Source organism: Streptomyces sp. NPDC046900 (assembly GCF_040644975.1).
Taxonomy (GTDB): domain Bacteria; phylum Actinomycetota; class Actinomycetes; order Streptomycetales; family Streptomycetaceae; genus Streptomyces.
The window spans coordinates 36,440-48,749 of sequence record NZ_JBEYXD010000044.1 but is presented as its reverse complement, the minus strand read 5'-3'; the positions used below and the strand labels follow the sequence as shown (position 1 = coordinate 48,749).

Below are 12,310 nucleotides of genomic sequence, written 5' to 3'. Positions count from 1 at the left end.
CGGCGGTGCCGGGGCCCACCAGGCTGACGCGCTCGCCGACCTCTCGGCCCGACCACGCCCCGCAGACGCTCGGGTAAAGTCTCCCCGTTGATCAGAAGGGGGCTCACATGCGACTTCGCTGTGCCGTGCTCGACGACTTCCAGCAGATCGCGACCTCCGTCGCGGACTGGTCGCCGCTGGAGGACCAGGTCGACGTCGTGTCCTTCGCCGTGCACTTCGCCGACGAGGACACCTTGGCCGAGGCACTCGCCGAGTTCGACATCGTCGTCACGCTGCGCGAGCGCGTCGCGTTCCCTGGCTCGCTGCTCGCCCGGCTGCCCCGTCTGAAGCTCCTTGTCGCCTCAGGGATGCGGAACAGTGTCATCGACTACGCCGCCGCCGAGGCGCACGGAGTGACCGTGTGCGGCACGGCGAGTTCCTCCACGCCGCCCGTCGAACTGACCTGGGCCCTGCTGCTCGGGCTCGCACGCGGCATCGTGGAGGAGACCAACGCCGTGCGCGGCGGCGGGCCTTGGCAGAGCACCGTGGGAGCCGATCTGCACGGGCGGCGGCTGGGAGTGCTCGGCCTCGGGAAGATCGGCAGCCGGGTGGCGCAGGTCGGGCTCGCCTTCGGCATGGACGTCGTCGCCTGGAGCCGGAACCTCACCAAGGAGCGCGCGGACGAGGTCGGCGCCGAACTCGCCTCCTCAATGGACGTCTTGCTCGCGAGCAGCGACTTCGTCTCGGTGCACCTCGCGCTCGGCGACCGCACCCGCGGGCTGATCGGCGCTCGCGAACTCGCGCTGCTGAAGCCGACCGCCTATCTGATCAACACCTCCCGCGCCGCCATCGTCGACCAGGACGCGCTGCTGACAGCGCTGCACGAGGGCCGGATCGCGGGCGCCGGCATCGATGTCTTCGACGTGGAACCGCTTCCGGCCGACCACCCGATGCGCACCGCGCCGCGCCTGCTCGCCACCCCGCACCTGGGTTATGTGTCGCGCGCCAACTATGCGACGTACTACGGCCAGGCCGTCGAGGACATCCAGGCGTACCTCGCCGGAGAGCCGCTACGCCGCCTGGGCTGATCCAGCCGGCCCGGTATCCCGGTCCCACCGGCCCCGCGGCGCGTCCGTCGTGGTCGGCCCGCACCGTGCCGTACGCGGTCGGCTGCGGGTTCCGCGCGCCGGGCGACGGCAAGCGCCGGGGCGCCGACCGCGCCCTGGCTCAGCCGCGCGGGTTGCGCGTCGGCAGCAACACGTGCGCTGCGGTGCTCAGCGTTTCCACCGCGCCCGCGAACGCGGCCAGTCGCTCCGGTGCGACGGGCCTGCCGGGTGCCGCCTCGGGCCAGGGGAGGGTGGCGAACATGAAGTAGGCGAAGCCGCGGGTACGGACCGCGGCGAACCACTCCGGAGGCACCGAGCAGTGGGCGTTGAGGTACGGCATGGTGAGGACGGCCTGACCCGCCTCTGCCAGCAGCGTCATGGGCAGGCCGGGGCGCTGTGCGCCGTCCACGACATCCCCGCCAAGGTTCAGCCCGTTGTTGCGCAACAAGGCCGCCACGGCGGCCGCTGAGCCTTCGGGGCCGTTCGCGCCGTCGCCGAGGGAGTAGGCCAGGAGGTAGGGCATGTCCCCGTCGGGGGCTTGCCCGCTCCAGGCCAGAACGACGAGCGTGCCGAGGTCGGCGGCACGGAAGGGGCGCGTGTCGCTGGGAGTTGTGGTCACCGCGGAACCGTATCGACGGGCCACGGCACCGCTGGACGCTTCCTCGCCCGACCGGGGGATTCAGGCGACCGCGACCACACGAACGAGGGATCCGCAGTGACGGTACGGTCGCGGGCAGCGGCCGAGGTCACCGGCCCGCGAGAGGAAGCCCGCCCAGCAGCCGGGCGGGAGTGCCCTGCTGGTTGAGCGTCTTCGTCGTGCTGTTCACGGTGCTGAGCACGGAGTCCTTGTTCTCGGTGTCGAGCCCGTCCGACTGGTGCGCGAGGGGGCGCACGTCCAGTGACTTCTGGCTGGTGATGGCCTTCAGGGCGCCGTTCAGGCTGGTGGGCGTGATGTCGGAGGTGTCCCCGGCGAATGCGGGAGCGGCGAACGCGGGGGCGGCGACACCGGTGGCGGCCAGGGAACCGGCGAGGACGGCGGCGACCTTGAGGGACTTCATGGTGTCCTTTCTTCGGCGACCCATGTCACCGGGGGAAGGGGTGCTTCCTGGCTAACGAGCCCCCTGACCCGCGGAAACCCCGCTCGCGGAAGATTTCTGCGGCCCCTGCGGAAGAAAGGCGCACGTCCCCCGGACGGTAGGACGCCGTACGCGTCCGAGGGACGTGCGGATGCTGCGAGTGTGCGGGTGCGGCGGACAGCCGTCGGGGTTCTTCACGAGCGGACCGGCGGCTGTCCGGCGCGTGGGGTACCCCGACTCACATCATGGGACGGGACGGCGAGGCCGTGGACGGCGCGGTGAGGCTGGGGCTCGGCATGGGCCGCAGGCTGGGCATCGGGGGAAGACTGGGCATGGGCGGCAGGCTGGACATCGCCGGCAGGCCGCCCTCGATCATGTCGGAGACGACGACCTTGACGAGTGCGCCCAGCACTCGCGCGGCAGCCGGCAGCACCCTGGTGGAGTCGCCCGAGGTGGCGGCCGCCATCAGCCTGTCGACCGTCGTCTGCAGGTCGGCGAGTGCGTCGCCGAGCACCGCCGACCGGGTGGGCGAGGTCATCGGCGCGGGCGACGCCGTCCGGGTGGGCGAGGTCATCGGCGCGGGCGACGCCGGACTGCCCATCTTGGCGATGGCGTCCTTGGCGGCCTTGCCGAGCCTGGCCGCATCGCTCGCGGAGAGCTGACCGTTGTCCGCCTTGAGCACGGCGGTGACCAGTTCGGTGACCGGTACCACGGCGCTGTTGATGCTGGACAGCTCCTGGGCCCGCGCCAGCAGCGCGTCGGCGCCGGGCAGGGGTGCCGTCGCCACCTGCGGCCGGCCCCGAGCGGAGTCGTGGCCGGCGGCCACGGCGGCCGGCCCGGTTATTCCGAGGAGGAGTGTGGCGCAGAGGGCGGAGGAGGCGAGGCGGCGGGCGGGCAGAGCACGCATGGGTGTTCCCTTTCGTTGTGAGCCTTGAGCCTTGAACTCACCGTGAAAGGTGACATCCGGGCCTGCAACCGATCGGATGCATTCCGTGCTGTCCGCAACCCCCCGGAACCCGCTTCTTGCCTGGTCAGAGGCTCTTGCATGAGTTGAAACCCGATCCGCCCGTTCGAGTAACGCCCGGACGGGCGCACAACGCCAACCGGCCGTCCCCCGGAGGGGGGACGGCCGGTAGAAGGGTCCGCTGAGGCGTCAGCCGTTGACGCAGCTGTTGCCGAACGCAGGGTTCAGCAGGCCGACCACGTCGACCGTGTTCCCGCACACGTTGACCGGAATGTGCACGGGGACCTGCAGGACGTTGCCCGACAGGACGCCCGGGGAGCTGTCGGCGGCGCCGCTTGCGCCGCTGTCGGCCGCGGCGATGCCGGCGGTGCCGGCCACGGCCGCAGCAGCAACGGAAGTCAGGGCCAGGCCCTTCGCGATACGCGACATGGAGAGGTACTCCTTGGGGATCGTCACAACAGCCGGGGCGGAATGCCCGACGTTGAGTCAACTGCGAGGTGGACGCCGTGGTTGCGCCTCCGATGGGGTGATGTCCCACATCACCGTGGTTTACGTCTCCGGCGCATGTGGCCCACGCTCCCCGGCCCCGGCCCGCGGCCGACGACCGGGACCGCGCCCATCGGGAACAGGTCGGCCCACCTGGAGCGGGCCCGCCCAGGCAAGAGGGCCGGACCCGCTGCGCCGGGCCCGGCCCGCCGGTCCGCGCGTCCCCCGAAGCGACGGCCGGCGCGCCCAGCCTGCCGTCAGATGATCCTTCCGGTCTTGGAAAAAAGCGCAATCCGGTTCGGCGGGAGCACAAGACTGGTCGCCTCACCGCTGATCCGGTCCGGCCCGGGCAACCCGGCCGGAACCGCCACGATCGCCCCGCGCGCCGCCGCGAACTCCCGCGGCGTGCAGCCGGTCAGCGCCCGGAACTCCCCGCTGAGATGCGCCTGGTCGTAGAACCCGCAGATCGCCGCGGTCTCGACGGCCGACCTGCCGGACGCGAGCAGACGCCTCGCGCGTTGCATCCGCAGCACACGTGCGGCGACTTTGGGGGCGAGCCCGATCTGCTCGCGGAACCGGTTCTCCAACTGCCGTACGCTCCAGCCGACCTCGCCCGCGAGCCGCGGCACGGGGATGGCGCCCCCGCTGCGCTGCAGCACCGACCAGGCGCGCACCACCCTGGCCGAACTCGGCGGCCCCGTCCGGAACCAGCGGGTGAGCACGTCGTCGAGCAGGTCGAAGCGTTCCGTCCAGCCGGGCAACGTGGCCAGCGCGGCGGCGAGTTCACCCACGCTCGCCCGTCGCGACGTACCCGGCCGGCCGCGGGCGAGCGCATGGGGCAACGCGTCCGGGTCCACCGCCCGGTTGGTCAGCTCATGCTGCGGCGTGCCGATCAGCGTGAACGCGGCCCACGGCGCGAGCAGAACCTCGATGCCGGCGATCCGTCCCCCGTGATCGCCGACGGCCGGGGTGGTGGTCGGCCCCGAGTAGACCGACACCAGGCTCGTCGTGGGCGCCCCGGCGCGGGAGATGCGTACGGGGCCCTCGAAGCCCAGCAGAAGCGTCGCCGCACCGATCGGGGCCTCCAGACGGCTGCGCGGACCGTTCAGCGCCAGCCGGAGCCCGCGGTAGGCGATCACGCCCGGGCGCAGCCGCGGATGGGGCGGCGACACCACGGTGTCCCAGTCACCGCCGGGCCCGTGTCCGCCCCGCGACGCCATCGCACGCTCCATCGGCCCTCCCCCAGCAGACACCGGGACCCACCATGGTGCACGCCATCGGAGGAGGCCGGAACCCCGCCTGCCGGCAGGTGCCCGTCGGTCCTCGTCCGCGGGTCTTCGTGGCGCCTACGCCCCGCAGGACCTCAGGAACGCCCGGGTCCGCTGTGCGATCGGCAGCGGCTTGTCCGCGTCGCACGGGTACATGTCCTGCTCCACGATCGCGAACAGGTCGACGTCGAGTTTCTGCGCGGCCGCGAGCACCGGTTCCAACGCGGGGACGCCGGAGGGCGGTTCGCACATCACACCCAGCGCCACCGCGGGTCCGAACGGGATCTCGTCCGCCCGGACCTGGGCCAGGATCTCCGGGTCGACCTGCTTGAGGTGGAGGTACCCGATGCGCTCCCCATAGGCCTCGATCAGCTTGACGCTGTCGCCGCCGCAGTACGCGTAGTGCCCGGTGTCCAGGCACAGCGACACGGCCGAGGAGTCCGTGGCGTCGAGGAACCGGGTGACGTTCTCCTCGCTGTCGATGTGTGTGTCGGCATGCGGATGGACGACGATCTCCAGTCCGTACCTCTCGCGCACCTCGCGTCCCAGCCGCTCCGTCTGCGTGGTCAGGTGCCGCCACTGCTCGGCGGTCAGCGTGCTCGGCTCCAGCACCTCGCCCGTCTTGTCGTCCCGCCAGAACGCCGGGATGACCACGAGGTGCGAGGCGCCCATGGCCTGGGTCAGCGCGGCGATCTCCGAGACGTGCGCCCAGGTGGAGTCCCACACCTGAGGCCCGTGGTGCAGCCCGGTGAAGACCGTGCCCGCGGAGACCTTGAGGCCGCGCCGCCCGGTCTCCTCGGCGAGCACCGCGGGATCGGTGGGCAGGTAGCCGTACGGGCCTAGTTCGATCCACTCGTACCCGGACTGGGCGACCTCGTCGAGAAAACGCCGCCAAGGCACCTGCCGGGAGTCGTCCGGGAACCAGACACCCCAGGAGTCGGGGGCCGATCCGATACGGATGCGGGAGAGTGGGCCTTGAGGTGACAACGACGTCATGGGCGTCAGCTTCCGATCCCTCCGAAGCCATGTCAAGCTGTCGTCCGAATGTCTGGACAAAACATTGACACGGCTCCCTCAGCGCGGCTAGACCTGGGGGCAGCCGATGCGAAGGGAACTCGATGGAGGAGTTCAAGGAGCCCGCGCCGCACTCCGCCGAAGGGCCCGACGGCCCGCCCGGCCCCGGCGAGCCGTACGACCTGATCACCATGGGCCGGATCGGCGTGGACCTCTATCCGCTGCAGACGGGCGTGCCGTTGCCGCAGGTGACGTCCTTCGGGAAGTTCCTCGGCGGTTCGGCGACGAACGTCGCGGTCGGCGCCGCACGCCTCGGACGACGTACGGCCGTGATCACACGCACGGGCGACGACCCCTTCGGCACCTACCTCCACGAGGCGCTGCGCGGCTTCGGCGTGGACGACCGCTGGGTCACGCCGGTCGCGGGACTGCCGACCCCGGTGACGTTCTGCGAGGTGTTCCCGCCGGACGACTTCCCGCTCTACTTCTACCGGCAGCCCAAGGCTCCGGACCTGGAGATCGACGCGCACGAACTGGACCTGGACGCGATCCGCGCCGCGCGCGTCTTCTGGATGACGGGCACGGGCCTGAGCGAGGAGCCCAGCCGCACCGCCACCCTGGCCGCGCTCGCCCATCGCGCCAAGGCCGGGATCACGGTCTTCGACCTCGACTGGCGGCCCATGTTCTGGCAGGACCCGGCGGCCGCGCGCCCGTTCTACACCGAGGCCCTTCGCCACACCACCGTCGCCGTGGGCAACCTCGACGAGGTGGAGATCGCCACCGGCGAGCGCGACCCGCACACCGCCGCCCGCGCCCTGCTGGACGCCGGCGTCGAACTCGCGGTCGTCAAGCAGGGCCCCAAGGGCGTCCTGGCCGTCGCCGGCACGGGCGAGTCGGCGGAGATCCCCCCGCTCCCGGTCAAGGTCTTCAACGGCCTGGGCGCCGGTGACGCCTTCGGCGGGTCCCTCTGCCACGGACTGCTCGCCGGCTGGCCGCTGGAGCAGATCATGCGGCACGCGAACGCCGCAGGCGCCATCGTCGCCTCCCGTCTCGAGTGCTCGTCCGCCATGCCCTCGGCCGAGGAGATCGAGGACGCGGTCACAGCGGGAGCGGTGCGATGACGGCCGGGCGCGGCGGCGACGCACGACCCGACGGAGCCGGCACCGCCTACCGGACGGGCCCCGCGGTCGTGCGCGCACGTGTGGAGAACCAGGAGGCCGCTGCCGCACGCGTGGAGGACGAGGAGAACGCGACCGCGAGCCTGGCACAGAGAAGGGCCCCCATCGCGCGCGTGGCACACGAGCAGACTCCCGCCGCGCGCGTGGACATCGCCGATCTCGTCCGCCTCCGTGCCCACCGTCCCGAGGCGATCGCCGAGGCGGCCGCTCGCCGGGCCCGCCGCCCCCTGATCGACGACGCCGGCCGGCTGATGATCGTCGCCGCCGACCACCCCGCCCGCGGCGCCCTCGGTGTCGGCGACCGCAGGATGGCGATGGCCAGCCGTGCCGACCTGCTGGAGCGGCTGTGCCTGGCACTGTCCCGTCCCGGTGTCGACGGGGTCCTCGGCACCGCCGACATCCTGGACGACCTGCTGCTGCTCGGCGCCCTGGACGGCAAGGTCGTCATGGGGTCGATGAACCGCGGCGGCCTTCAGGGCGCCTCCTTCGAACTGGACGACCGGTTCACCGGCCACCGCCCGCAGGACATCGAGCGGCTCGGCTTCGACGCAGGAAAACTGCTGCTCCGCATCGACTACGACGACCCGGGATCGCTCGACACCCTGGAGTCCGCCGCGCGTGTCATCAACGAGATGGCCGAGCGCCGGCTGCCCGTCTTCGTCGAGCCGTTCATCAGCCGCCGCATCGCCGGGGGCGCGCTCCGCAACGACCTGAGCGCGGACGCCGTGACCAGGTCCATCGCCATCGCCAGTGGTCTGGGCGGGAGTTCGGCGTACACCTGGCTGAAGGTCCCCGTCACGGAGAACCCGGACGACATGGCCCGGGTCATGGAGACCTCCACGTTGCCCGCCGTGCTGCTCGGCGGTGACGTCGGAGAGGACCAGGAGGGCGCGTACGAGAAGTGGCGCGGGGCCCTCCAACTGCCCACCGTCAAGGGCCTGGTGGTGGGCCGTTCGCTGCTGTACCCGGCGGACGGCGACGTCATCGCGGCCGTGGACACCGCCGTAGGACTTCTGTGAGGGCCACATGAGCAACGAGCTGTACGTCCCGAGGGGCGCCACCGCGAACGCGCAGTACGCCCTCGACATCGACCCCAAGCGGGCCGGCTGGAGTCACAGCAGCCTTCGGATCGTGGAACTCGCGCCTGGCGGTTCGCACATGTTCACCACCGGTGACAGCGAATGGATCGTGCTTCCCCTCGAGGGTGCCTGTAACGTGCACATTGAGGACAAAAGGTTCGAACTCCTGGGCAGGGACGACGTATTCGCGGGAGCTTCCGACTTCGCGTACGTGCCCCGGGACGCCCGGGTCCAGATCGCCTCCGGCGCGGGAGGCCGCTTCGCCCTGGCAGGAGCGAAGTGCGAGCGCCGACTCCCCGCCCGCTACGGCCCCGCGCCGGAGGTCCCCGTCGAAGAGCGCGGCAGTGGCACCTGCGCCCGCCGGGTGCGCAACTTCGCCTCGGCCGACGCCTTCGAGTGCGACAAGCTCATCGCCGTCGAGGTGATCACGCCCGGCGGCAACTGGTCCTCGTACCCGCCCCACAAGCACGACGAGACGCGGCCGGGCGAGGAGACGGAGCTGGAGGAGATCTACTACTTCGAGATCGAGGGCCCGAACGGTTTCGGGTACCAGCGCGTATTCCCCTCCCGTGAGGGCGGATCCGACGTCCTCGCCGAGGTCCGCAGCGGCGACGCCGTGCTCGTACCCGACGGCTGGCACGGCCCCTCCATCGCCCAGCCCGGACACACCATGTACTACCTGAACGTCATGGCCGGGCCGGGTGGGGAGCGCCAGTGGCGGATCTGCTTCCACCCGGACCATACGGAGGGATACCGATGACCTCGACGACGAGGCTCACGGTCGCGCAGGCGCTCGTACGCTTCCTGGCCGCCCAGTACACCGAGCGCGACGGCGTGCGCCGTCGGCTGATCGGCGCGACATGGGGCATCTTCGGCCACGGCAACGTCGCGGGCATCGGGCAGGCGCTGCTCGAGTACGGCGATGCCATGCCCTACCACCAGGGCCGTAACGAGCAGTCGATGGTGCACGCGGCGGTGGGCTACGCCCGCCAGTCGAACCGGCTGTCCGCACATGCCGTCACGACGTCCATCGGGCCCGGTGCCACCAACCTGGTCACCGGCGCCGCCCTCGCCACGATCAACCACCTCCCGGTCCTGCTGCTCCCCGGCGACGTCTTCGCCACCCGTCCGGCCGACCCGGTGCTCCAGCAACTCGAGGTCCCGCACGCCGGGGACGTGTCCGTCAACGACTGTCTGCGTCCGGTCTCGAAGTACTTCGACCGGATCACCCGCCCCGAGGCACTGATACCGGCCGCACTCGGGGCCATGCGCGTCCTCGCCGACCCGATCGACACCGGCGCGGTCACGCTCGCGCTGCCGCAGGACGTGCAGGCCGAGGGTTACGACTGGCCCGAGGAGTTCTTCGCCGAGCGGACGTGGACGGTGCGCCGTCCGGCCGCCGACCCCGTCGAACTCGCCGAGGCCGTCCAGGCGATCCGCTCCGCCCGGCGGCCGCTCGTGGTGGCCGGCGGCGGCGTCCACCACAGCCGTGCCGAGGACGCCCTCGCCGAGTTCGCCTCGGCGACCCTCATCCCGGTGGCGTCCACGCAGGCCGGCAAGGGCTCGCTGCGCTGGGACCACCCGCAGGACGTGGGCGGCGTCGGGCACACCGGGACGGCGACCGCCGACGAACTGGCCCGCACCGCCGACCTGGTGATCGGCATCGGCACCCGCTTCACCGACTTCACCACGGCCTCCGGAACCCTGTTCAGCGGCGACGGCGTCCGCTTCCTCAACCTCAACATCGCCCCGTTCGACGGCCACAAGCTCTCCGGCCGGCCACTGGTCGCGGACGCGCGCAGCGGTCTCGAGGAACTGACCGAGGCGCTGGAACTGCACGACCACCGCGTGGACGCGGCGTACGTCGCCGAGTACTCGGAGGACAAGCAGCGCTGGGAGCACCGGGTCGAGGCCTGCTTCGAGGCCGACGAACCCGACGTCCGGCCGACTCAGCCGCAGATCATCGGCGCGCTCGACGCCGTCGTCGACGAGTCGGACATCATCGTCAACGCGGCCGGCTCGCTCCCTGGCGACCTGCACAAGCTGTGGCGGTCCCGCTCCCGTGACCAGTACCACCTCGAGTACGGCTACTCGTGCATGGGCTACGAGATCCCGGCGGCCATCGGCGTGAAGATGGCCGCCGCGGACCGGCCCGTGTGGGCGCTGGTCGGCGACGGCACGTATCTGATGATGCCGACGGAGCTCGTCACGGCCGTGCAGGAAGGCGTAGCGATCAAGGTCCTGCTCGTGCAGAACCACGGCTACGCCTCCATCGGCGGCCTGTCGGAGTCGGTGGGCGGCGAGCGCTTCGGCACCGCCTACCGCTTCCGGGCGCAGGACGGCACCTACACGGGGGCGCCGCTGCCGGTGGACCTCGCCGCCAACGCGGCGAGCCTCGGCATGCGCGTGTTGCGTGCGAAGACCGTGCAAGGCCTGCGTGCCGCCCTGGCCGAGGCGCGCGACGCGGACACTCCCACATGTGTCTACGTGGAGAGCGAAACCTCAGACACTGTGTCGGGCGCGCCCCCGGCACAGGCCTGGTGGGATGTACCTGTGGCCGAGACCGCGACAAGGCCGTCGGCGGTCAAGGCGCGCGAGGAGTACGACCGGCACGTCTCGACCCGACGCCGCCATCTGTGAAGGAGTTCCTGGGCATGACGAAGATCGTCAATCACTGGATCGGCGGCAAGACCGTCGAAGGCGCGTCGGGTACGTACGGTCCGGTGACGGACCCGGCGACCGGCGCCGTCACCACGAAGGTCGCCTTCGCGTCCGTCGACGAGGTGGACGCGGCCGTAGCGGCGGCCAAGGACGCCTACCGGACGTGGGGCCAGTCCTCGCTGGCGCAGCGCACGTCCATCCTCTTCAAGTTCCGGGCGCTGCTGGACGCGCACCGCGACGAGATCGCCGAGCTGATCACCGCCGAGCACGGCAAGGTGCACAGCGACGCGCTCGGCGAGGTCGCCCGCGGCCTGGAGATCGTCGACCTGGCGTGCGGTATCAGCGTGCAGCTGAAGGGTGAGCTGTCCACGCAGGTCGCCAGCCGCGTGGACGTGGCCTCGATCCGGCAGCCGCTGGGCGTCGTCGCGGGTATCACGCCGTTCAACTTCCCGGCGATGGTCCCGATGTGGATGTTCCCGATCGCCATCGCGTGCGGCAACACGTTCGTGCTGAAGCCCTCCGAGAAGGACCCGTCGGCGTCCGTCCGCCTCGCCGAGCTGCTGGCGGAGGCCGGACTGCCGGACGGCGTCTTCAACGTCGTCCACGGGGACAAGGTGGCCGTCGACCGGCTGCTGGAGCACCCGGACGTCAAGGCGGTGTCCTTCGTGGGCTCGACCCCGATCGCCCGCTACATCCACACCACGGCCTCCACGAACGGCAAGCGCGTCCAGGCCCTGGGCGGCGCCAAGAACCACATGCTGGTCCTGCCGGACGCCGACCTGGACGCGGCGGCCGACGCGGCGGTCTCGGCGGCGTACGGCTCGGCGGGAGAGCGCTGCATGGCGATCTCCGCCGTGGTGGCCGTCGGCGCCATCGGCGACGAGCTGGTGGAGAAGATCCGCGAGCGCGCCGAGAAGATCAAGATCGGCCCGGGCAACGACCCGACCTCCGAGATGGGCCCGCTGATCACGAAGGTGCACCGCGACAAGGTGGCGTCGTACGTGGCGGGCGCGGCGGCGGAGGGCGCCGAGGTCGTCCTGGACGGCACCGGCTACACCGTCGACGGCTACGAGGACGGCCACTGGATCGGCATCTCGCTGCTGGACAAGGTGCCGACCACGGCGAAGGCCTACCAGGACGAGATCTTCGGCCCGGTGCTGTGCGTGCTGCGCGCCGACACCTACGAGGAGGGCGTCGAGCTCATCAACGCCTCGCCGTTCGGCAACGGCACCGCCATCTTCACCCGGGACGGCGGCGCGGCCCGCCGCTACCAGCTCGAGGTCGAGGCGGGCATGGTCGGCGTCAACGTGCCGATTCCGGTCCCGGTGGGCTACCACTCCTTCGGCGGCTGGAAGGACTCGCTCTTCGGAGACCACCACATCTACGGCAACGACGGCACGCACTTCTACACCCGCGGCAAGGTGGTCACCTCCCGCTGGCCCGACCCGTCGGAGGCCCCCGCGGGCGTCGACCTCGGGTTCCCGCGCAACCACTGAAGC

The 12,310-nt window shown here is 71.5% G+C and carries 12 protein-coding genes; 6 read left to right on the top strand and 6 right to left on the bottom strand.

All coding sequences use genetic code 11. The features are described from left to right. Positions 1–107: 107 nt before the first annotated feature. Complete coding sequence (locus ABZ904_RS32035) at positions 108–1,067, top strand: D-2-hydroxyacid dehydrogenase family protein (RefSeq protein ID WP_361827159.1); 960 nt, start codon at positions 108–110, stop codon at positions 1,065–1,067. A gap of 139 nt (positions 1,068–1,206) precedes the next feature. Here ABZ904_RS32035 and ABZ904_RS32030 read toward each other — a convergent pair whose 3' ends face one another. The 6 genes from ABZ904_RS32030 to ABZ904_RS32005 all read right to left on the bottom strand — a co-directional run bounded on the left by ABZ904_RS32030 (position 1,207) and on the right by ABZ904_RS32005 (position 5,875). Continuing rightward, positions 1,207–1,704, bottom strand: a complete 498-nt coding sequence (locus ABZ904_RS32030) for a DUF5949 family protein (protein WP_361827156.1) — start codon at positions 1,702–1,704, stop codon at positions 1,207–1,209. A 127-nt stretch (positions 1,705–1,831) separates the two neighbouring features. Continuing rightward, a complete protein-coding gene (locus ABZ904_RS32025) occupies positions 1,832–2,143 on the bottom strand; it encodes a hypothetical protein (RefSeq protein WP_359399182.1) in 312 nt (103 codons plus the stop codon). A gap of 256 nt (positions 2,144–2,399) precedes the next feature. Next, entirely contained in the window at positions 2,400–3,068 is a 669-nt protein-coding gene (locus ABZ904_RS32020) for a hypothetical protein (protein ID WP_361827152.1), read from the bottom strand. Between the two features lie 246 nt (positions 3,069–3,314). Continuing rightward, a complete protein-coding gene (gene chpG / locus ABZ904_RS32015; RefSeq protein WP_359399186.1) occupies positions 3,315–3,554 on the bottom strand; it encodes a chaplin ChpG in 240 nt (79 codons plus the stop codon). 314 nt (positions 3,555–3,868) lie between these two features. Beyond that, entirely contained in the window at positions 3,869–4,843 is a 975-nt protein-coding gene (locus tag ABZ904_RS32010; protein ID WP_361827148.1) for a helix-turn-helix domain-containing protein, read from the bottom strand. Between the two features lie 114 nt (positions 4,844–4,957). Beyond that, entirely contained in the window at positions 4,958–5,875 is a 918-nt protein-coding gene (locus tag ABZ904_RS32005; protein WP_359399190.1) for a sugar phosphate isomerase/epimerase, read from the bottom strand. A gap of 122 nt (positions 5,876–5,997) precedes the next feature. On the opposite strand from ABZ904_RS32005, the gene iolC reads away from it, so the two are divergent. The 5 genes from iolC to mmsA are packed head-to-tail and all read left to right on the top strand — an operon-like array spanning position 5,998 to position 12,307. After that, positions 5,998–7,014, top strand: coding sequence for a 5-dehydro-2-deoxygluconokinase (gene iolC / locus ABZ904_RS32000; protein ID WP_359399192.1), 1,017 nt, complete (start codon positions 5,998–6,000; stop codon positions 7,012–7,014). Further along, positions 7,011–8,090, top strand: a complete 1,080-nt coding sequence (locus tag ABZ904_RS31995; RefSeq protein WP_359399194.1) for a deoxyribose-phosphate aldolase — start codon at positions 7,011–7,013, stop codon at positions 8,088–8,090. The genes iolC and ABZ904_RS31995 overlap by 4 nt, the downstream gene beginning before the upstream one ends. 7 nt (positions 8,091–8,097) lie before the next feature. Next, a complete protein-coding gene (gene iolB / locus ABZ904_RS31990) occupies positions 8,098–8,910 on the top strand; it encodes a 5-deoxy-glucuronate isomerase (RefSeq protein ID WP_359399196.1) in 813 nt (270 codons plus the stop codon). Then, positions 8,907–10,790, top strand: coding sequence for a 3D-(3,5/4)-trihydroxycyclohexane-1,2-dione acylhydrolase (decyclizing) (iolD, locus tag ABZ904_RS31985; RefSeq protein WP_361827143.1), 1,884 nt, complete (start codon positions 8,907–8,909; stop codon positions 10,788–10,790). The genes iolB and iolD overlap by 4 nt, the downstream gene beginning before the upstream one ends. Before the next feature lie 14 nt (positions 10,791–10,804). Beyond that, positions 10,805–12,307: a CoA-acylating methylmalonate-semialdehyde dehydrogenase gene (gene mmsA, locus ABZ904_RS31980; protein ID WP_359399200.1), complete on the top strand. Its 1,503-nt coding sequence runs from the start codon at positions 10,805–10,807 to the stop codon at positions 12,305–12,307. Positions 12,308–12,310: the final 3 nt, after the last annotated feature.

What these genes read in the sequence shown, in the direction of transcription:
- ABZ904_RS32035 (WP_361827159.1), top strand. Translation starts at nt 108, where the DNA reads ATGCGACTTCGCTGTGCCGTGCTCGACGACTTCCAGCAGATCGCGACC.
- ABZ904_RS32025 (WP_359399182.1), bottom strand. Translation starts at nt 2,143, where the DNA reads ATGAAGTCCCTCAAGGTCGCCGCCGTCCTCGCCGGTTCCCTGGCCGCC.
- ABZ904_RS32020 (WP_361827152.1), bottom strand. Translation starts at nt 3,068, where the DNA reads ATGCGTGCTCTGCCCGCCCGCCGCCTCGCCTCCTCCGCCCTCTGCGCC.
- chpG (WP_359399186.1), bottom strand. Translation starts at nt 3,554, where the DNA reads ATGTCGCGTATCGCGAAGGGCCTGGCCCTGACTTCCGTTGCTGCTGCG.
- ABZ904_RS32010 (WP_361827148.1), bottom strand. Translation starts at nt 4,843, where the DNA reads ATGGAGCGTGCGATGGCGTCGCGGGGCGGACACGGGCCCGGCGGTGAC.
- ABZ904_RS32005 (WP_359399190.1), bottom strand. Translation starts at nt 5,875, where the DNA reads ATGACGTCGTTGTCACCTCAAGGCCCACTCTCCCGCATCCGTATCGGA.
- iolC (WP_359399192.1), top strand. Translation starts at nt 5,998, where the DNA reads ATGGAGGAGTTCAAGGAGCCCGCGCCGCACTCCGCCGAAGGGCCCGAC.
- ABZ904_RS31995 (WP_359399194.1), top strand. Translation starts at nt 7,011, where the DNA reads ATGACGGCCGGGCGCGGCGGCGACGCACGACCCGACGGAGCCGGCACC.
- iolB (WP_359399196.1), top strand. Translation starts at nt 8,098, where the DNA reads ATGAGCAACGAGCTGTACGTCCCGAGGGGCGCCACCGCGAACGCGCAG.
- iolD (WP_361827143.1), top strand. Translation starts at nt 8,907, where the DNA reads ATGACCTCGACGACGAGGCTCACGGTCGCGCAGGCGCTCGTACGCTTC.
- mmsA (WP_359399200.1), top strand. Translation starts at nt 10,805, where the DNA reads ATGACGAAGATCGTCAATCACTGGATCGGCGGCAAGACCGTCGAAGGC.